Annotated in this window: 14 protein-coding genes; 8 read left to right on the top strand and 6 right to left on the bottom strand. The window is 72.1% G+C overall.

The features are described from left to right. Positions 1–12: 12 nt before the first annotated feature. The 3 genes from ACZLMO_RS08695 to ACZLMO_RS08685 form a co-directional block, all read right to left on the bottom strand. Positions 13–3,126, bottom strand: a complete 3,114-nt coding sequence (locus tag ACZLMO_RS08695; protein WP_463653516.1) for a glycoside hydrolase family 3 protein — start codon at positions 3,124–3,126, stop codon at positions 13–15. 460 nt (positions 3,127–3,586) lie between these two features. Further along, on the bottom strand, positions 3,587–5,038 hold the full coding sequence (gndA, locus tag ACZLMO_RS08690) for an NADP-dependent phosphogluconate dehydrogenase (RefSeq protein ID WP_463653515.1): 1,452 nt from the start codon (positions 5,036–5,038) through the stop codon (positions 3,587–3,589). Positions 5,039–5,209: 171 nt separating this feature from the next. Beyond that, positions 5,210–6,235 carry a LacI family DNA-binding transcriptional regulator gene (locus ACZLMO_RS08685; protein WP_463653514.1) on the bottom strand — a complete coding sequence of 342 codons (1,026 nt, stop codon included), beginning with the start codon at positions 6,233–6,235 and terminating at the stop codon, positions 5,210–5,212. Between the two features lie 181 nt (positions 6,236–6,416). On the opposite strand from ACZLMO_RS08685, the gene larE reads away from it, so the two are divergent. From larE to ACZLMO_RS08655, 6 genes are all read left to right on the top strand, one after another. Continuing rightward, positions 6,417–7,334 (top strand): ATP-dependent sacrificial sulfur transferase LarE, encoded by a 918-nt coding sequence (larE, locus tag ACZLMO_RS08680; RefSeq protein WP_463653513.1) that lies wholly within the window; start codon positions 6,417–6,419, stop codon positions 7,332–7,334. Next, positions 7,324–8,064: a nickel pincer cofactor biosynthesis protein LarB gene (gene larB, locus ACZLMO_RS08675; RefSeq protein ID WP_463653512.1), complete on the top strand. Its 741-nt coding sequence runs from the start codon at positions 7,324–7,326 to the stop codon at positions 8,062–8,064. Before larE ends, larB begins: the two co-directional genes overlap by 11 nt. A 293-nt stretch (positions 8,065–8,357) precedes the next feature. Continuing rightward, positions 8,358–9,380 carry a TRAP transporter substrate-binding protein gene (locus ACZLMO_RS08670; protein ID WP_463653511.1) on the top strand — a complete coding sequence of 341 codons (1,023 nt, stop codon included), beginning with the start codon at positions 8,358–8,360 and terminating at the stop codon, positions 9,378–9,380. 37 nt (positions 9,381–9,417) lie between these two features. Then, positions 9,418–10,080 carry a TRAP transporter small permease gene (locus ACZLMO_RS08665; RefSeq protein WP_463653510.1) on the top strand — a complete coding sequence of 221 codons (663 nt, stop codon included), beginning with the start codon at positions 9,418–9,420 and terminating at the stop codon, positions 10,078–10,080. After that, positions 10,077–11,387 (top strand): TRAP transporter large permease, encoded by a 1,311-nt coding sequence (locus tag ACZLMO_RS08660; protein WP_463653509.1) that lies wholly within the window; start codon positions 10,077–10,079, stop codon positions 11,385–11,387. Before ACZLMO_RS08665 ends, ACZLMO_RS08660 begins: the two co-directional genes overlap by 4 nt. A gap of 188 nt (positions 11,388–11,575) precedes the next feature. Next, on the top strand, positions 11,576–12,634 hold the full coding sequence (locus ACZLMO_RS08655) for a glutathione S-transferase family protein (protein WP_463653508.1): 1,059 nt from the start codon (positions 11,576–11,578) through the stop codon (positions 12,632–12,634). A 136-nt stretch (positions 12,635–12,770) separates the two neighbouring features. On the opposite strand, the gene ACZLMO_RS08650 is transcribed toward ACZLMO_RS08655, so the two are convergent. From ACZLMO_RS08650 to ACZLMO_RS08640, 3 genes are all read right to left on the bottom strand, one after another. Further along, on the bottom strand, positions 12,771–13,349 hold the full coding sequence (locus tag ACZLMO_RS08650; protein WP_463653507.1) for a hypothetical protein: 579 nt from the start codon (positions 13,347–13,349) through the stop codon (positions 12,771–12,773). 127 nt (positions 13,350–13,476) lie between these two features. Then, entirely contained in the window at positions 13,477–15,489 is a 2,013-nt protein-coding gene (locus ACZLMO_RS08645; protein ID WP_463653506.1) for a hypothetical protein, read from the bottom strand. Between the two features lie 88 nt (positions 15,490–15,577). After that, a complete protein-coding gene (locus ACZLMO_RS08640) occupies positions 15,578–16,342 on the bottom strand; it encodes an HAD-IIB family hydrolase (RefSeq protein ID WP_463653555.1) in 765 nt (254 codons plus the stop codon). Positions 16,343–16,552: 210 nt separating this feature from the next. On the opposite strand from ACZLMO_RS08640, the gene ACZLMO_RS08635 reads away from it, so the two are divergent. Together ACZLMO_RS08635 and ACZLMO_RS08630 are read left to right on the top strand one after the other, a co-directional pair. Then, entirely contained in the window at positions 16,553–17,371 is an 819-nt protein-coding gene (locus ACZLMO_RS08635) for a hypothetical protein (RefSeq protein ID WP_463653505.1), read from the top strand. A gap of 20 nt (positions 17,372–17,391) precedes the next feature. Beyond that, positions 17,392–18,201, top strand: a complete 810-nt coding sequence (locus ACZLMO_RS08630) for a class F sortase (RefSeq protein WP_463653504.1) — start codon at positions 17,392–17,394, stop codon at positions 18,199–18,201. Positions 18,202–18,286: the final 85 nt, after the last annotated feature.

The raw sequence follows: 18,286 nt of genomic DNA, 5'->3' as shown, positions 1-18,286 counted from the left end.
CGTCAGGTCGGATCAGCGGCGGATGCCGAGCGTGTCGGAACCGTCGGCGTTCCAGTCGCCGACGAACACCTCGTCGCCCGAGCGGCCGTAACGAACCTCGCGGTCGGCCCAACCACCGTCGAAGGTGTTGGAGACCAGGTAGAGGTTCCCGCGACGCGAGGCGAACGTGTCGCTCCCGTTCCCGTCCCAGTCACCGACCAGGACCTCGTCGTTGGCGCGGCCGTAGTCGAACTCCTCGTCCGCCCACCCGGAGGCCAGGCTGTTGGACACGTAGTAGGTGTTCCCGCGTCGCACCGCGAACGTGTCCGTCCCGTCGGCGTCGTAGTCGCCCACGAGGACCTGGTCGCCTGCGCGGCCGTAGTCCAGCTCGGTCTCCGCATCCCCACCGACGAGCTCGTTGGTGAGGAAGTAGCTGTTCCCACGCCGGACGGCGAAGGAGTCCACGCCGTCACCGTCCCAGTCACCGACCAGGACCGTGTCCCCGGACCGGCCGAAGGCCAGCTCCACATCCGCGTTCCCGCCGTACAGCGAGTTCGACAGGAAATACGCGTTCCCGCGACGCACCGCGAGCGTGTCGGACCCGTCGCCGTCCCAGTCACCCACGAGCACCTGGTCGCCAGGGCGACCGAAGGAGAACTCGTGGTCGGCCCAGATGTCCCAGCCGTCGTTGAGGTAGAACCCACGACCCGGCGACGGCGGAACCGGCTCACCCGGGACCTCCGGCTCCTCGTCGTCGTCCTCGTAGGTCAGGCCGTACCCGAACGGGTAGAGGGCGCCGTCGGTGGTCTCCTCGTACCCGGGCGCGTCGGTGTCCTGCTCGAGGATCGCCTCGGGGGTACCGGCGAGGGCGAACGGCATCCGCCCCTGCGGCGCGTGCTCGCCCGTGAGGACGTCCATCAGCGCGGTGTCGCTGACGCCGAAGCCGGCGAGGATCGCGCCGGCGTCGCGCAGGCCGCTCTCCTCGTCGAGGACGTAGGGCTGGCGGAAGTAGACCTGCAGGATGACCTGGCTCGGGTCGTCGACCTCGGCCATGACCTCCTGGATGGTCTCGAGGGAGGGCGTGACCTCCCAGGACTCCGCGGCCTCCATGCCGGTGAAGTCGAGGATGCTCGACTCCCAGGGGTAGGAGCCGCCGAAGCGGAGCCCGTCGTCGGTGCAGGACTCCGCGCCGTGCGTGACGCAGGCGTCGGAGGCGCCCCAGAGGCTCTCGCCGTCGAGCCCGCGGATGCCGTCGATGACGCTCGGGTTGACGCCGAACTCGGGGTTGAGCCCGAACTCCTCGCTGTTGCTGACGTAGTCCGAGCCGTCGGCGCTGGCGGTCATCGAGATGAGGACGTAGTCGCTGTCCGCGGCGCTGGGCCGCTCCTCGCCCTCCTCGACGTTGCCGTCGGTCACGTCGAAGCCGTAGCTCTCGACGGTCTCCTCGGTGAAGTCGCCGAGGATGTAGACGTCGGAGTCCGCCTGCAGCGGCAGCACGGGACCGTCCTCGGTCTCCTGGTTCTCCAGGAGCACGAGCGAGTCGCGCTGCGTCTCGAGGCCGACCTCGCGGTTCTCCTCGTTGCCGATCGTGTCGGTCGCGACGTCCGGGTCCACGTACGGGTCCTCGAACAGGCCGAGCCGGAACAGCGGCTCGAGCAGCCGGACGGCCGCCTCGTCCACGCGCTCCTCGGTGACGAGGCCGTCCTCGACGAGGTCGATGATGACCTGGACGTCGTTGAAGCCGGAGAGCGTGTCGGTGCCGCCGTTGATGGCCGCGGCGACGCGCTCGGGGACGGTGGCGTCCTCGAGGCCCCAGGCTCGGTCGTTGATGATCCCGGTGTCGGAGTTGACGTAGCCGCCGAAGCCGAGCTGATCACGGAGCAGTCCGTTGACGATCGAGTCGGAGAACGCGAAGCCCGTCAGCGGGTAGTCCTCGTCCTCGTTACCGATCTCGGGTACGTCCACCGGCACGCCGTAGTACGGCATGATCGACGAGACGCCGGCGTCGATGGCCGCCTCGAACGGCAGCATGTGCGCCGCGAAGAGGCCCTGCGGGTAGACCTGCGCACGACCGAACGCGTAGTGCGGGTCGAGCCCGAGCTCCTGCGGGCCGCCGCCCGGGAAGTGCTTGAGGGTGAGGGCCACGCGGGTGTCGGAGCTCAGCGCCAGGCCGTTCTCGCTGTCGGCCGGGATCTCGCCCTGGAGCGTGCCGACGAGGGTCGACATGATGGCCGCCGCGTGCTCGGCGTCCTCGGTGAACGTCTCGTGGGTGCGGTACCAGCGGGGCTCGGTGGACAGGTCGGCCATGTAGCCGTACATGCCGCGCAGCCCGATCGACGCCCACTCGTCTCCCATGACGTCCGCGAAGTCCTCGACCACGGACATGTCGCCCGTCGTCGGGTCCTCGCCCGTGGCCGCGGCCTCGGCACCGAGCGCCGCCGCCGCGATGCCGGCCTCCTTGGGGAAGGAGGTGAACGCGCCGGCCGACTCGTTGATGCCCGCGCGGGCGTCGGGGTCGATGTGGTTGCGAGCGTTGGACTTGAACAGCACAGGGATGCCGAGGCGGGTGGACTCGGACATCTCCTGGACCGCGTTGGTGAAGCCGGCGGCCTCGGCCGGCGTGACGGAGGTGGAGGCGCTGAAGCCGCCGCCCGCCTCGCCGCACTCGGCGTCGTCCGGGCTGGTCACCGTGTTGCGGAAGATGAACCGGTGCATGTGCTGGTTCTCGATGAAGTCGGTGCCGCTCTCCGGCACGACGCCACGCACGCCGTCGACGCACGCCGCGTTGAGCGTGTCGATGAGCATGAGCCCGGCGCGCTCCTCGAGCGTCATCTGACCGACGAGGTCCTCGGTCCGGTCGGCGACGCTGAGCCGCCAGTCCTCGTAGGGGTCGAGCTCACCGTTGTCGTTGAGGTCGCGGAACTCGTACCCGTCGACCTCGATGATCTCGGTGGTCCGGCTCTCGAGCACGGGCTGCTCGAGCTCCTGCGCCGGCTCGGCGGCGGGGGCCTGGTCGCCCGCCGCGTCGTCGGTCGGCTCGGGTGTCGCGGCGGCTCCTCCGGCCAGCGCGACGGTCAGCGTGAGCGGGACGGCCAGAGCCGCTCCGATCGCCGCTCGTCTCCGCCCCATCCTCGGGGTTGTGGACATCGTTTCCTCCTGCAGTCGTCGTCGACCTGCCTCGCCGCGGGGGTCACGGCAAGCACGATGAGGGGGATGCTCCGTCCTCGGTGCTGCCCCTCACCGACCTGTCGACGATCGCCCGGCTCGCAGCGGTGGTCACCCGGTTGCCGCCTGTTGCCGACCAATACGGGACGGCCGGGGTGGCGCTTGTCGGACGGCGGGGTGGCGACCGTGGGACGGGCCGCACGGTGCCCGTCCCGGGCCGGCACAACCCCCGACGACGACGAACCCCTGCGCGAGGTGCGTGCTCCACCCGGGCGAGGAGCCGCCGTCGGACGCTCCCCGCGAACGACCGAGCGCTCCCCCACCGTGGTCAGGTGGAGGAGCGCTCGGTGCGTGCCGGGCCTGAGCCCGCTCACTCGTCGGGAGGACGTCCGCTCAGTCGCGGAACCGGCCCCTCACTCGTGAAGGACCGTCCCCTCACTCGTCAGGACTGCTGGGTCTCGCTCCGGTCGGCCGACCACTCGGTGTGGAAGACGCCGTCGCGGTCGTTGCGCCGGTAGGTGTGCGCACCGAAGTAGTCGCGCTGCCCCTGGACGAGGGCGGCCGGCAGGCGCTCGGCGCGGACGGTGTCGTAGTACGCGAGCGCGGCCGAGAAGCCCGGCACGGGGACGCCGGAGGCGACCGCGTGGGAGACCGCGGTGCGCCAGCCGTCCTGGCTGTCGGCGAGCCCGGCGGCCACGGACGGGGCCTCGAGCAGGGTGGTGAGGTTGCCGGCGGCGTACTCGGAGCGGATCCGCTCGAGCAGCTTGGCGCGGATGATGCAGCCGCCGCGCCAGATCTTCGCGACCTCGGCGATGTCGACGTCCCAGCCGAACTCCTCGGACGCGGTGCGGATCTGGTCGAGCCCCTGGGCGTAGGCGACGACCTTCGCCGACCACAGTGCCTGACGCACGTTCTCCACGAGGGCCTCTCGCTCGGAGGCGTCGACCGCCGAGCGCTCCGGCCCGGTCAGCGCGGCGCGGGCGGCGGTGCGCAGGGCCGCGTGGCCCGAGGTCGAGCGAGCGAAGACGGACTCGGCGATCGTGTTGACCGGGACGCCGAGCTCGAGCGCGATCTGCACGGTCCAGCGGCCCGTGCCCTTCTGCTCGGCGGCGTCCTCGACGACGGAGACGAACGGGGCGCCGGTCGCGGCGTCGACGTGCGCGAGGACCTCGGCGGTGATCTCGATGAGGTAGGAGTCGAGGTCACCGGTGTTCCACTGCGTGAAGACCTCGGAGATCTCCTTGGGCGTGAGCCCGGCCGAGTGCAGGACGTCGAACGCCTCGGCGATGAACTGCATGTCGGCGTACTCGATGCCGTTGTGGACCATCTTGACGAAGTGGCCGGCGCCGTCGGGGCCGATGTGGACGCAGCACGGCTCGCCGTCGACCTTCGCCGAAATCGCCTCGAGGATCGGGCCGAGCGTCTCGTAGGACTCGGCCGGACCGCCGGGCATGATGCTCGGTCCGTTGAGCGCGCCCTCCTCGCCGCCGGAGATGCCGGCGCCGACGAAGTGCAGGCCGACCTCGCGCAGCGCCTTCTCCCGGCGGCGGGTGTCCTCGTAGTGGGCGTTGCCGCCGTCGACGACGATGTCGCCCTCCTCGAGCAGCGGGATCAGCTGCTCGATGACCGCGTCGGTGCCACCACCGGCCTTGACCATGATGATCATCTTGCGCGGGCGCTCGAGGCTCGCGACGAAGTCCTCGAGGGACTCCGACGGCACGAACGTCCCGTCGCCACCGTGCTGGGCGACGAGGTCGTCGGTCTTCGCCGTCGTCCGGTTGTACAGGGCTACGGCGTAGCCGTTGCGCGCGAAGTTGCGGGCGAGGTTGCTGCCCATGACGGCAAGCCCGATCACCCCGATCTGCGCGCTCGCGGTGGTGTCGTTGACGGTCATAGGGGTCGTCCCTTCCTCGGCGACTCTGCGGTGCTCAGCCCTCAGTATGGGCGCCGCAGTTCCAGGTGCGTGCGGGTGGCCACATGTTGCCAGCGACCCGCGCCGACCTGCTGACGCGACCGCGTCACCCGACCGGACCGTTCCGCGCGCCGGCAGGACGACCGGACCGGCTCACCCGACCTGCACGGCTCCGCCGGGGACCGGTCCGGTCGACTCCCGCGGCACCAGCTTGACCGGGAGCAGGACCGGCTGCTGCGGCGGACGCGCCCCGCGGACGATCGCGAGCAGGTTGCCCACGGCGGTGCGGCCCTGGAGGGCGAGCGGCGAGGCCACCGACGAGATCGCGGGCGTGGCGAGCGCGCCGAGCCTGCTGTTGTCGAACCCGACCACGCTGACGTCCCGGGGCACCTGAAGCCCTTGCGCCCGCAGGCCCCGGACGAACCCGATCGCCATGACGTCGTTGAACGCGACGACCGCCGTGGCCGGGTTCCGCGCCCAGCGCGCGGCGGCCAGCTCTCCGCCGGAGACCGTGGGCTCGTTGGGCCCGATCCGGCGCACGCGCAGGGAGAGCTCCTCCCCCGCCTCCTGGAGACCGCGCCACCGCACGCCGTCGGCCCAGGACGCCTCCGGACCGCCGATGTACGTCACGTCGGTGTGCCCGAGCGAGCCGAGGTGCTCCGCCACCCGGCGCACGCCCCGTGCGCCGTCGGTCAGCACGCTCGGCAGCCCGCTGACGATGCGGTTGAGAACGACGACCGGTCGCTGCTTGGCGAGGCGGAGAAGGGCCGAGTCGGACATGCGCGGGCTGGCAAGGATGAACCCCTCGACGAAGTCGAGGAACGACTCGGCGGCGGCGCGCTCCCGTGCCTCCGCCTCACGGGCGTCGAACAGCAGCATGGTGTAGCCGGCGCGACCGGCGGCCACCTCGGCGCCCCGGAAGACGTCGACGAACAGCGGGTTGCCGATGTCCGCCACCACCATCGCCAGGAGCTTGCTGGGGACCGTACCGAGCGCGGGCGCGACCACCGAGCGCCGGTAGCCGATCTCCTCGGCCACGGCGCGCACGCGCTCCGCCGTCTCCGCGCTCACGCGCCCGGGGCGGGCGAGCGCGCGGGAGACGGTCGACGGCGACACACCGGCAGCGGCGGCGACGTCGTAGATCGTGGGGATCTTCGGCGGCACCCCTTCCTTCTCCATGTCCACACGGTAGCCGGGCGGTGTCCGTCAGGCAGCGGGGACGCCGAGGCCGTCGCGCGGCAACCGAATGGCAACCCGTGGCAACGAGGCTGGTGAGGCATGCGGGCTCGGTGACGATGCCGGTCATGGGTACCGTGGCGCATCCGACGACGGGCGCGCCGAAGAACGAGGGAGACCAGCGATGAGCACCCCTGCGACGACGAGCTCCGTCCCGTCCGCCACAGTCCGCGACGCCGGCGGCGAACCGGCCGGCGAGGCTTCCGGAGCCGACGAGCTGCTGCCCGGCGACGTCGAGCGCGTCGGCGCGCTCCTGTCCGGCCACGCCCCGCTCGGCGTGGCCTACTCGGGCGGCGTCGACTCCGCCACGCTGCTCGCCGTCGCGGTGCGCACCCTCGGCGCGGACGGCGTCGTCGCGATCCTCGGCGTCTCGCCGTCGCTGGCCACCGACGAGCGCACGGCCGCCCACGAGACCGCGCGGCAGATCGGCGCGCGCGTCGCCGAGGTCGCCACCCACGAGGGCGACAACCCCGCCTACCGGGCGAACGGCCCGGACCGCTGCTTCCACTGCAAGGACGAGCTGTTCACGCGCATCTCCGACGAGCTCGTGGCCGAGCTCGGGCTGGCCGCGGTCGCCTACGGGGAGAACGCCGACGACGCGCTGCGCCCGGACCGCCCCGGCGCGCAGGCCGCGACGAACCACCGCGTGCTCCGCCCGCTGGCCGAGGCCGGACTGACCAAGCGGGACGTCCGCCGGGTCGCCCGCGAGCTCGGCGTGCGGGTGGCGGACAAGCCCGCGGCGCCGTGCCTGGCCTCCCGCATCCCGCACTTCGAGGAGGTCACCCCCGAGAAGCTCGCGCAGGTCGACGCCGCCGAGAGCGCGCTGCGCCGGCTCGGCTTCTCCGACGGGCGCGTGCGCCACCACGGCGAGGTCGCCCGCATCGAGCTGCCCACCGACGAGATCGCCCGCGCCGCCGAGCTCCGCGACGAGGTGCACGCCGCCGTCACGGCGGCCGGCTTCCGGTTCGCCGCCGTCGACCTGCGGGGCATCCAGTCCGGCGCCTTCACCCTCCCCCTCGTCGACGTCACCCATGGCCGCTGACGAGGAGACCGGGGTGCCCGACGTCGAACCCCCGGCTTCCGACCGCGCTCCCGAGGGCGACGGGTGGCGGCCGGGGCCCGAGCTCGAGGCCGTCGCGCACCTGGACCACGAGCGGGCCGAGCGGCGGGGCTACCCGGAGGCGGTCCTGTGCGGGCCGAAGTCGCCCGGCCAGGTCGCCGCGATCGCCGCGGAGGTCGCGCAGCGCGGCACCCGCACCCTGTTCACCCGCGCGGACGACGCGCACGCCCGCGCCGTCCTCGAGGCGCTCCCGGACGCCGCGCACCACGCGGCGGCCAACCTCCTCGCGTGGCCGCCGGAGCCGCCCGAGCCCACGGGTGGTCTCGTCGTCGTGCTCAGTGCGGGAACGTCGGACCTGCCGGTCGCGCTCGAGGCCCGGCACACCGCGGAGCACCTGGGGCGTCGGACCGAGCTCGTCGTCGACGTCGGGGTCGCCGGCCTCCACCGCGTGCTCGGGCGGCTCGAGCTCCTGCGCTCGGCGTCGGCGATCGTCGTCGCGGCCGGGATGGACGGGGCCCTGCCGAGCGTCGTCGCGGGCCTCGTGGCGGCTCCCGTCGTCGCGGTCCCCACCTCTGTGGGCTACGGCGCGTCGTTCGGCGGTGTCGCCGCGCTGCTCGCCATGCTCAACGCGTGCGCCCCCGGGGTCGCGGTCGTCAACATCGACAACGGGTACGGCGCCGGTCACCTGGCCGCGCAGATCACGGCGCCCTGACCGACCGGACGGACCACGCGCGTCGTCGGTCCTCCGGGAGCGTGACCGTCGTGGGCCCGTCGCCGGGCGATACCGTCGATGCCGCGGGTCTGACAACTCGTGGCAACCGGTGTTCGTCGTCGCCCTCGATCTGACTGAATGTCGTCCACCAACAACAGCTGCACCTCCGTCGGCCAGCCGCCCCTTCGATCGGGGCCCGGCATCGCTGCCCGCCCGGGACGCACGACGTGGCAAGGTACGCCACACCCAGGGTCTGACGACGGAGTCTCCCCCGAGCCAAGGACGGACATCTCATGAGAAACCACAAGAACTCGGTCATCGCCGTGGCCGGCGCCGCGGGCGCCGCGCTGCTCCTGGCGGCGTGCGGCGGCGGGGACGGCGGTGGTGAGGAGGGGAACGCCTCAGGCTCCAGCATGCGCCTGGCGCTCAACCAGACCGAGGACCACCCCTCCTACGTGGCGCTCGACAACTTCGGCACCTACCTCGAGGAGAACACCGAGGGCTGGGACATCGAGGTCTTCCCCAACGAGACGCTCGGCGCGCAGGCCGAGGCCCTCCAGCTCGTCTCCGACGGCAGCGTCGACATGGCGATCGTCTCCGGCACCCAGCTGGAGAACCTCAACGACGACTTCGTCACCTTCAACCTCCCCCGCGTCTTCGACGACGTCGAGCACCAGATGAACGTCATCCACGACCCGGAGATCACGGGCGAGCTGTACACCTCGCTCGAGGAGTCCAACGGCTTCACCGTCCTCGGCGGCTTCACGCAGGGTGCGCGGTCGATCTACACGACCGAGGGCCCGGTCGAGACGCCCGAGGACCTCGCCGGCATGGACATCCGCGTCCAGGAGTCGGACCTCCACATCGCCATGGCCGAGGCTCTCGGCGGCAACGGCACCCCGATGGCCTACGGCGAGCTCTACACGGGCCTGCAGTCGGGTGTCGTCGACGCCGCGGAGAACAACGAGGTCTCGTACTTCACCCAGCGCCACTACGAGGTGGCCCCGTACTGGTCGTACACGAACCACCTCGTCGGGCTCGACTACCTCATCATCAACACCGACCTTCTCAACAGCATGTCCGAGGAGGACCGCGCGGCGTTCGACGAGGGGTGGACCGCTGCCTACGAGGAGCACACGCAGCTCTGGGCCGAGGCCACGCAGGAGGCCATCGACGGCGCCACCGAGGGCGGCGCGACCTTCACCGAGGTCGACGAGGAGGCGTTCGCCGAGCCGCTCGAGGCCCTGGCAGACGAGTTCCTCACCACGGACTCGCAGCGCGAGCTCTACGACGCCGCGCGCGCAGCCGCCGAGTGATGTGGGCAGGCCGAGTCATGATCGGAGGAGGTGACGCATGAGGACCCTCAAGAAGGTGCTCGACACGAGCCTGTACTGGATCACGGTGGTGCTGTTCGCCCTGCTCGTCCTGATCCTCGTGTGGCAGATCTTCACGCGGCAGGTCCTCGGCGACCCCGCCACGTGGACCGAGGAGGGCGCCCGGCTGACCTTCGTCTGGCTCGGCCTGTTCGCGTCGGCGTTCGTGTTCGGCGAGCGCGGGCACATCGCGGTCGAGTTCCTCGCCCGCAAGCTGCCGGGCGGCGCCGAGCGCGCCCTCGCGATCGTCGTCCAGCTCGTCGTCCTGGCGTTCGCCGTCGTCGTCCTCATCTGGGGCGGGATGCGCGCGTCGGACAACGCGTGGCTGCAGAGCCTGTCGGCGCTGCCCTTCACCCTGGGCCAGATGTACCTGGCGCTGCCGATCTCCGGCGCGCTCATCGCGTTCTACTCGCTGTACTACATCGTCCAGATCGCTACGGGCGCCGAGGCGCCCTACGGCGACCACAGCGACGAGGACGACCCGGACATCCGGGTCGGTGCGGACGACGTCGAGTCGGTCGTCCTGGCACCCACCGACGACGGCACCGGCAACCGTCGGTCCGTGTCCGACGACGCGGCCGCTGCGGCCGACGGTCCTGGCACCCCCGGCGACTCGTCCGCCGGCCCGACGAAGGAGGCGTGATGGACCCCACGACCCTCGCAGCCCTGATCCTCGTCGGCGGGATCGTCATCGGCATCGTGCTCTCCGTGCCGATCGCCGTCGTCATCGGCGTCTCCTCCTTCCTCGCGACCATCCCGATCCTCGGGTCCGAGCAGGCGGTGCTCATCTCCGCGCAGCGCATGTTCACGGGGATCAACAGCTTCCCGCTCCTCGCGATCCCGATGTTCGTGCTGGCGGGCGTCATCATGAACTCGGGCGGCATCGCCGGCCGGCTCGTCGATGCCGCCAAGGTCCTCATCGGGCGCATGCCGGCCTCGCTCGCCCAGACGAACGTGGCCGCGAACGCGATGTTCGGAGCCGTGTCCGGCGCCGCGGTCGCCGCGGCCGCCGCCGTCGGCAACGTGATGAACAGCCGGATGGTCGACGAGAAGTACGACCGGGGCTTCGCGGCGGCGGTCAACGTCGCCTCGGCGCCGTCCGGGATGCTCATCCCGCCGTCGAACACGTTCATCGTCTACTCGCTGGTCTCCGGCACGTCGATCGCGGCCCTGTTCATGTCGGGCCTCATCCCGGGCCTGCTGTGGGCGCTGGCCTGCATGGCCGTCGTCGCGATCTACGCCCTGCGTCAGCCGGGCCGGCTGAAGACCGCCGACCGGGTGACGTTCCGCCAGGCGATGCTCGTGCTGTGGCGCGCCTTCCCGTCGCTGCTGATGATCGTCATCGTGGTCGGCGGCATCCTCGCGGGCTACTTCACGGCCACCGAGTCCGCGTCGGTCGCGGTCGTCTACTGCCTCGTGCTGTCGGCGATCTACCGCACGATCAAGGTCCGCGAACTGCCGGGCATCCTCGTCGACGCGGGCCGGACCACGGCCATCGTCATGCTGCTGGTCGGCGTGTCCACCGCGCTGTCCTTCGTCATGTCGCTGGCGCGGATCCCGGACCTCATCTCGGACGCGGTCCTCGGGTTCACCGACTCGAGCGTCGTCGTCCTGCTGCTGATGATGGTCGTGCTGCTGATCGTCGGCACGTTCATGGACCCGACGCCGGCGATCCTCATCTTCGTGCCGATCTTCCTGCCGATCGTGCAGGAGTTCGGGATCGACCCGATCCACTTCGGTGCGATGGTCGTCATGAACCTGTCGATCGGGACGATCACACCGCCCGTCGGCAACGTGCTGTTCGTCGGCGCCCGGGTGGCGCGACTCCGGATCGAGCCGGTCATCGCCAAGCTGTGGCCGTTCCTCCTCGCGATCATCGCGATGCTGTTCCTCGTGGTGTTCGTGCCGCAGCTGTCGATGTGGCTGCCGCAGCTCATGGGCCTCGTGTAGCGCTCGGACACCGAACCGTCGGACCGGTCGAGGGCCGCGTCCCGGGAAGCATGAGCTTCTCGGGACGCGGCCCTCGTCGTCTCCCGGCTCTCGTCGTCTCCCGGCTCTGGTCGTCTCCCGGTGCCGTGCGTCCTCCGGCCCACGCCCTCGTCCCGTCACCGGCAGACCCGCCCTCGTAGGCTGGGGCGATGAGCGAGCAGCCGTCCGAGAGCCGTCCCGAGCACTCCACCGGCGGGACCTACTCCGTCCCGGGCAAGGAGTTCTCCCGGGACACGAACTACATCACCACCCGGATCGTCCGCGACCCGGCACCCGGCTCCGGCGACTTCCCGGTCGAGCCGAACCGCTACCGCCTCGTCGCGGCGCGCGCGTGCCCGTGGGCGAACCGCACGGTCATCGTCCGCCGCCTCCTCGGCCTCGAGGGCGTCATCTCTCTCGGCCAGCCCGGCCCCATCCACGACGCCGACTCGTGGACCTTCGACCTCGACCCCGGCGGCGTCGACCCCGTCCTCGGGATCCCGCGCCTCAAGGACGCCTTCCTCGCGCGCGACCCGCACTACTCGCGCGGCATCACGGTGCCCGCGATCGTCGACGAGCGCACGGGCCAGGTCGTCACCAACGACTTCGGCCAGATCACGCTCGACCTGTCGACCGAGTGGACCGAGTACCACCGCGACGGCGCGCCCGACCTTCTCCCCGCGGAGCACCGCGACGAGATGGAGCAGGTCATGCGGCACGTCTACACCGAGGTCAACAACGGCGTGTACCGGTGCGGGTTCGCCGGCTCGCAGGACGCCTACGACGCCGCGTACGACCGCCTGTGGACCGCCCTCGACACGCTCGAGGACCGGCTGACGGAGCGGCGCTACCTCGTGGGCGACACGATCACCGAGGCCGACGTCCGGCTGTTCACCACACTCGCCCGGTTCGACGCCGTCTACCACGGGCACTTCAAGTGCAACCGGAACCTGCTGCGCGAGATGCCGGCCCTGTGGGGCTACGCCCGCGACCTGTTCCAGACGCCCGGGTTCGGCGACACGATCGACTTCGTCCAGATCAAGCAGCACTACTACGAGGTTCACACGGACATCAACCCGTCCGGGATCGTGCCGAAGGGGCCGGACCTGTGGAGCTGGCTGACGCCGCACGGCCGCGAGGCGCTCGGCGGGCGGCCGTTCGGCGACGGCACTCCCCCGGGCCCGGTGGCCGAGGGCGACGAGGTCGCGGAGGGCCACGGCGCCGCCTGACGAGTGAGCAGGGCATTCTGGCGAGTGAGCGGCTTTCCGCCTGACGAGTGAGCGGGACACTCTGGCGAGTGAGGGGATTCTTCACCGCGCGGGACGGGCCGTCGGGATCGAGCCCGTGTGTCGACTCCCGTGAGGACTACGTACCAGGAGGTGGTCCGGCCAGCCACGGGAGCAGCAGGTCGTCCCAGACGAGCACCTGGATGCCGGTACCGGCCAGCAGGACCAACACCGGGATGCCGCCGCGCCACGCCCAGTGTGCCCGGCGGAAGAGCGTGGCCATGAGCACCATGGACACCACCACGGGGACCACCGGGATCGCATGGAGCACGCTCTGATGAACCACCGGCCAGCACGACTCGTAGTAGCACTCGCGGTAGTTCTGCGCCTGCACGCCCTCAATCGAGAGGTCCACCCAGAACCAGGTGGACAGAGCCAGATACGTCGCCGCCAACCCCTGCCCCAGGCCGACGAACCACTCGGCGCGACTCCAAGCGGTCACGAGCATGAGGCCCACGACCCCGGGGAACAGGTGCGGGAGCCAGCTCGCCTCCAGGGCCACCACGCTCGGTCGCATGCCCGTCAGGGGTGAAGGTGCGTCGGACGCGAGCGGCTCGACGATCGCCAGCGGAGCTCCACCGAACCCGAACGATCCTGCCAGGTAGCCCAGCAGCACGACGACCGCCACCAGCTGGCACAGGCGCGCGAGGCCGATCAAGGTCGATCTCCACCACGGTTGCTCGGTCAGATCCTCCAGGGAAGCACCCGTGTCGATGACCTGATCCCGACCAGGTGCTGACATCTCAGATCCCTCCGTCCGGCGCTCGGCCGCCGCCCGGCTCCGGCTACTGGTAGGTCACGAGGTCCGGGGTCGGCTCGACTGCCATCGTGCCATCGGGGCCGAGCAGCGGCGTGTCCTCGTCGTAGAAGTTCTTCCAGCCCCACGCCGTCACGGACGGGGCGTTGGCCAGCAACGTGCGCCAGGTGGCCTGCTTGTCACCCTGCCCGCCCTGGCCGTCGGCGTGGATGAGCACCCGCACCTCGTCCCGCGACTGGTCGACCCGGTCGACGTCCGGGATCATCCGCACCTGGAACTGGTGGAGGACGAGGAGCTTCTGCGGCAGGTCGTGCTCGTCGGTGAGGTCGGCGAGGTAGGTGACGACCTCGTTGACCTCCTCGACCGGCACCTGACCGATCTGCGTGAGGTGGACCTGGTCGGGCCTCAGCCGCCACTCGGGGTCGAGCGCGAGCCCCACGTGCGGCTCGAGCAGCAGCTCCTCGTACAACCGCGCCTGCGTGACGAAGTCGGTCCGTCCGGGCTGCAGGTCGAGGACCACGTACATCCCGTGCTCGGCGGCGAGGTCGACGAGCGGTCGGATGCGCTCGACGGGCGTCTCGCTGGAGTAGTCGCCGTCGTCGCCCGCCTCGCTCGAGGCCACGGTCGCGATGATCTCGAGGGTCGGCACCACCGTCTCGTCGGTGAGCCCGTCGAACTCGGCGGCGACCTCCTCGGCGCGCGTGATCGTGTCCTCCGGCCCCTGCTCCCCGAGCACGCCGAGGGCGGCGCCGTCCGGGCTGCCGTAGAGGGCGACGTACATCGCGCCGGCCTGGTCGCCGGACGGCTCGGGCAGGACGAGCTGCCCGCCGGCCGGGAGCTGGACACCCGTGGCGGCCGACTCGGTGCGGCTCCTCAGCTGCTCGGCGTCACCGAGCTCGGGAGAGAGCCCGACGACGACGAGCCCTGCCGCGTCCGTGCCCTCCGCCCCGGGGCCGGACGGGTCCGAGGCCGACTCGTCCGCGCCGGTGTCCGACTCCTCGGTCCCCGTGCCGTCGCTCGTCGACTCTCCGGGCGCGTCGGAGTCGCTCTCCCCACCGGACGCCAGGCCGAGGTCGTTCGCGAGAGAATGGACGGCCTCGACGCCCGCCGCGCTCGCGCGCGGGTCTCCCCCGTTCGCGACGACGACGTTGGCACCGGCCGCCCGGGCCGTGGCAGCGACGGCGAGCTCGTCGAGCGTGCCGCCGCCGAGCGCGACGGTCTCGCCGGCGGCCGGCGCCGGGTCGCCGAGGTCGGGAAGCTCGGTGACGATGTCGTGCGAGCCGGTGTCGGCGGGGCCGTCGCTCGGCGCCTCGACGGCGCCGTCAGCGCTGTCGGTCGCAGTCTCGCCGGGAGCGTCGGAGGGCGACTGGTCGGTGGCGCCGCCGTCGGGCCCGTCGCTCGGAGTCTCGGCGCTGTCCTGTGCACCGCCTCCCTCCTCGGGCGCCCCGCTCGCTGCCGCGGGGTCCCAGTCGTGGGTGGCCACGGCGAGCTCGTCGGCGCTCGCGGCGACGGTCTGGACGGCGTCGGCCGCGCCCACCTCCGCCAGCTCGGGCCCGCCGACGAGCGCGGCCAGCTCGGCGTCGTCGGCCGGGGCGGCGACGTCCACGTCGACGTCGTCGGGGACCGTGACCGGCCCGACGGCGACGACCGTCGATGCGCCCAGCCGCTCGATCTCGGCGGCCTCGGCGGCGTCGTCGCCGTCCACGAGCACCGGGACGCCCAGGTGCACGGCGGCGGAGGCTGCCTCGACGGAACGGGGTGCGCCGTCGGGGGCGAGGACGACGATCGGCGAGGAGGCGAAATAGGTCTCGGAGGCGGCGACCGAGCGCGCGGTGCCGTCGCCCTCGAGGACGAGCGACTCGGTCGGTGCCACGCTCTCCGCGACGTTGTCGGCCGATTCGGACTCCGCCGATCCGCCGCCGGAGCCGGACTCCTGCCCGGCGTCGGTGTCGTCCCCGCCCGTGCCGCATGCGGCGAGGACGAGCGCGGTGGCGGCCGCCGCGGCGAGCGCGGCCCTGCGTGGTGATCGAACGGTGCTCATGTCACCCCTCCCGGTCGGAACCGCGTCCACGGTAGGCCGTTCGGGCGGGATCGGCAGGAGGTGGTGGTCGCGCAGTCGGCGGTGCTGGTCAGCCGGCCGAGCGACGGGCGGCGTCCAGGTCTGCCACGAGGGACGTCACGAGCTCGGCCGTCTCCTCCCACCCCGCGACGGCGCGGCAGGGCACGCCGAGGTCGAGGACGGGCCGGTCGTTGCCGCCCTCGTCGAGGCGGTCGCCGACGAACAGCATGTCAGCCAGCTCGATGCCGGTCCGCTCGGCGAGCCGCGTCATGCCGTAGGCCTTGTCGATGCCGTGGGCGGTGATGTCGACCGACGTCGACCCGCCGGAGCGGACCTCGAGCTCGGGCAGGTCGGCGGCGACGGCGGCGCGCAGCCGCTCCTTCTTCTCCCCCGTCGGGTCCCACGCCTTCTTCGCGTCCACCGGGGCCTGCTGCCCCAGGGCCGAGAACGTCATCTGCGTCCCGCGGTCCTCGATGATGGGCCCCCACGTCTCGCTCTCCCACAGGCCGAGCTCACGGGCGCGCCGCTCGAGGGAGTCGGCCGCGGCCGCGCGGAGCTCGGCGTCGAGCTCGTTGGCGTAGACCTCGACGAGCTCACCGGACTCGATCCGCAGGTAGCGCGTCCCGCAGGTCGGCAGGAGGTGGAGGTCGGTGAGGTCGTGGCCGGCCATCCGCTCGACCACCTGGGTGCGGAACTGCGAGACGTCGCCGCCCGAGATGACGCAGACCGGCACGCGCGCGAGCAGGTCGGCAAGCGCCCGGACCATCGGGTCCGGCAGAGGCTGCTTCGAGGGCGCAAGGGTGTCGTCGAGGTCGAAGGCGACGAGGGCGGGCATGGGCACGGGGGCTCCCTGAGTGGGTCGGCGGAATCTCGATCCTAGGCTCGCCGCCCGCCGCGCGGCCGGGCGTGGTCAGCCGGTGAGGCCGAGGAACGCGAGCAGCGCCCGCTCGAGCCGTACGAGAACTTCGTGGGATCCGGACCCATCCGGATGTCGACCCGCTCCGAACCCGTGGTGTCCGATCGACGGAACACGAAGGAGCTCATCATGCGAACGACGAAGTTCTTGGCGGCACCCGCCCTCGCGCTCGGCGCGCTCACGCTTGCGGCGGCTCCCGCCCTGGCACACGGCGACGGGCACGACGACGGGCACGACGACGGCGGGAGCCACGCCGAGGGCACCTGGTCCGGCCAGGCCCACCTCGGCGAGCTCAACAACAGCGGCACCACGGGCGACTTCTGGCTCGAGCTCGACGGCCACGAGGCGACCGTGTCCATGAACGTCTCCGGCGCGGCCGAGACGTTCATGGACGGCCCGTTCCCGCACGCCCAGCACATCCACGTCGGCGGCGAGGGCGTGTGCCCCGGCCCCGAGGCGGACATGAACGGCGACGACGCCGTCAACGTCGAGGAGGGGCACCCGTTCTACGGGATGATCGCGACCTCACTGACGACCGAGGGCGACACCAGCCCTGACTCGGGGCTCGCCGTCGACCGCTTCCCGGGCGGCTCGTCCTACACCTACGAACGGACCGTCGAGCTCGACGACGACACCGTGGCCGCCCTCGCGGACGGGACCGCCGTCGTGGTCGTCCACGGCGTCGACCCCGCCAACCTCTCCGACGCCGCGGCCGGCGCCCAGAGCGAGCTCGACCCGGCGCTGCCCCTCGCGGCAACCCTGCCCGCCGCCTGCGGCGCGGTGACGGTCTCGCAGGTCGGCGAGATGCCGCACGGCGGGGCCGACACCGGCTCGCCGGTGCAGCAGTCCGACGACAGCGCCGCCCTCGCGATCGGCGCGGGCGTCCTGGGTCTGGGCGTCGTCGGCGGCGGAGCCTGGGCGCTCAAGCGTCGCGCCGCCACCGCCTGAGCGACGGGGAGCGACTGACGATGCCTCGCATCCACGGCCGCCGCGTGGGCCTCACGGCCTGCGCGGCGGCCGCGCTCCTGGCTCTCGGCTCCTGCTCGGGGGCCGACGAGCCCGAGTACTCCGACCCGGTCGGCCCGTCGTCGTCGAGCGCCACGGACGGGGAGCAGGACTCGCCCACCGACGGCGCGACCCCCGGCGCACCGCCGGCGTCGGCGGGTCCTGCTCCCTCCCCCGGGAGCGAGTCGGACAGCGGGTCCGGGAGCGGATCGGCGACGGATGCTCCGTCGACGGGTCCGGGCGACGGCGGCGAGGGCGCGAACGGTGCGGGCGCGGCGGGCGAGGACGCGGCGCCGGAGGATGCCGTGCCGGCGGCCCTGCCCGCCTCGGAGCCCGCCCGGATCGAGATCCCCGGCCTCGGCGTCGACTCCGACGTCATGGACCTCGGGATCCAGGACAACGGGGTCATCGAGGTCCCGCCGTACAACCTCGGGTCGCCGGCCGGCTGGTACATCCACTCGCCCACCCCGGGCGAGGCCGGTCCGTCCGTCGTCCTCGGGCACCGCAACGGCAGCGAGGGCGGCCCCGGGATCTTCGCCGACCTGCCCAGCACGGAGGTCGGCGACACCGTGGAGGTCACGCGGGACGACGGCTCGGTGGCGACCTTCACCGTCTACCGGACCGAGCAGTTCTACCAGCAGGAGTTCCCCACGCTCGACGTGTACGGGAACACGCCGGGGCCCGAGCTCCGGCTCATCACCTGCGACGGGCTCAACCCGGAGACCGGGATGCTCGAGGACAACTTCATCGTCTACGCCGCACTCGACGGCTGACCGTCCGTCACCCCCTGCGCGACGCCGAACGACGTCGGGCGGGGGGGGGGGGGGGGGCCCCCCTCCCGAGTTGGGGTTGCGCCCG

The organism is Georgenia sp. G2120, from assembly GCF_055326485.1.
The sequence above is the reverse complement of the archived record's forward strand: the minus strand, read 5'-3'. Positions and strand labels throughout refer to the sequence as shown.

Bases quoted from the DNA above. Each gene is read 5' to 3' on its own strand.
- ACZLMO_RS08695 (WP_463653516.1), bottom strand. From the start codon at position 3,126: ATGTCCACAACCCCGAGGATGGGGCGGAGACGAGCGGCGATCGGAGCG.
- gndA (WP_463653515.1), bottom strand. From the start codon at position 5,038: ATGACCGTCAACGACACCACCGCGAGCGCGCAGATCGGGGTGATCGGG.
- ACZLMO_RS08685 (WP_463653514.1), bottom strand. From the start codon at position 6,235: ATGGAGAAGGAAGGGGTGCCGCCGAAGATCCCCACGATCTACGACGTC.
- larE (WP_463653513.1), top strand. From the start codon at position 6,417: ATGAGCACCCCTGCGACGACGAGCTCCGTCCCGTCCGCCACAGTCCGC.
- larB (WP_463653512.1), top strand. From the start codon at position 7,324: ATGGCCGCTGACGAGGAGACCGGGGTGCCCGACGTCGAACCCCCGGCT.
- ACZLMO_RS08670 (WP_463653511.1), top strand. From the start codon at position 8,358: ATGAGAAACCACAAGAACTCGGTCATCGCCGTGGCCGGCGCCGCGGGC.
- ACZLMO_RS08665 (WP_463653510.1), top strand. From the start codon at position 9,418: ATGAGGACCCTCAAGAAGGTGCTCGACACGAGCCTGTACTGGATCACG.
- ACZLMO_RS08655 (WP_463653508.1), top strand. From the start codon at position 11,576: ATGAGCGAGCAGCCGTCCGAGAGCCGTCCCGAGCACTCCACCGGCGGG.
- ACZLMO_RS08645 (WP_463653506.1), bottom strand. From the start codon at position 15,489: ATGAGCACCGTTCGATCACCACGCAGGGCCGCGCTCGCCGCGGCGGCC.
- ACZLMO_RS08640 (WP_463653555.1), bottom strand. From the start codon at position 16,342: ATGCCCGCCCTCGTCGCCTTCGACCTCGACGACACCCTTGCGCCCTCG.
- ACZLMO_RS08635 (WP_463653505.1), top strand. From the start codon at position 16,553: ATGCGAACGACGAAGTTCTTGGCGGCACCCGCCCTCGCGCTCGGCGCG.
- ACZLMO_RS08630 (WP_463653504.1), top strand. From the start codon at position 17,392: ATGCCTCGCATCCACGGCCGCCGCGTGGGCCTCACGGCCTGCGCGGCG.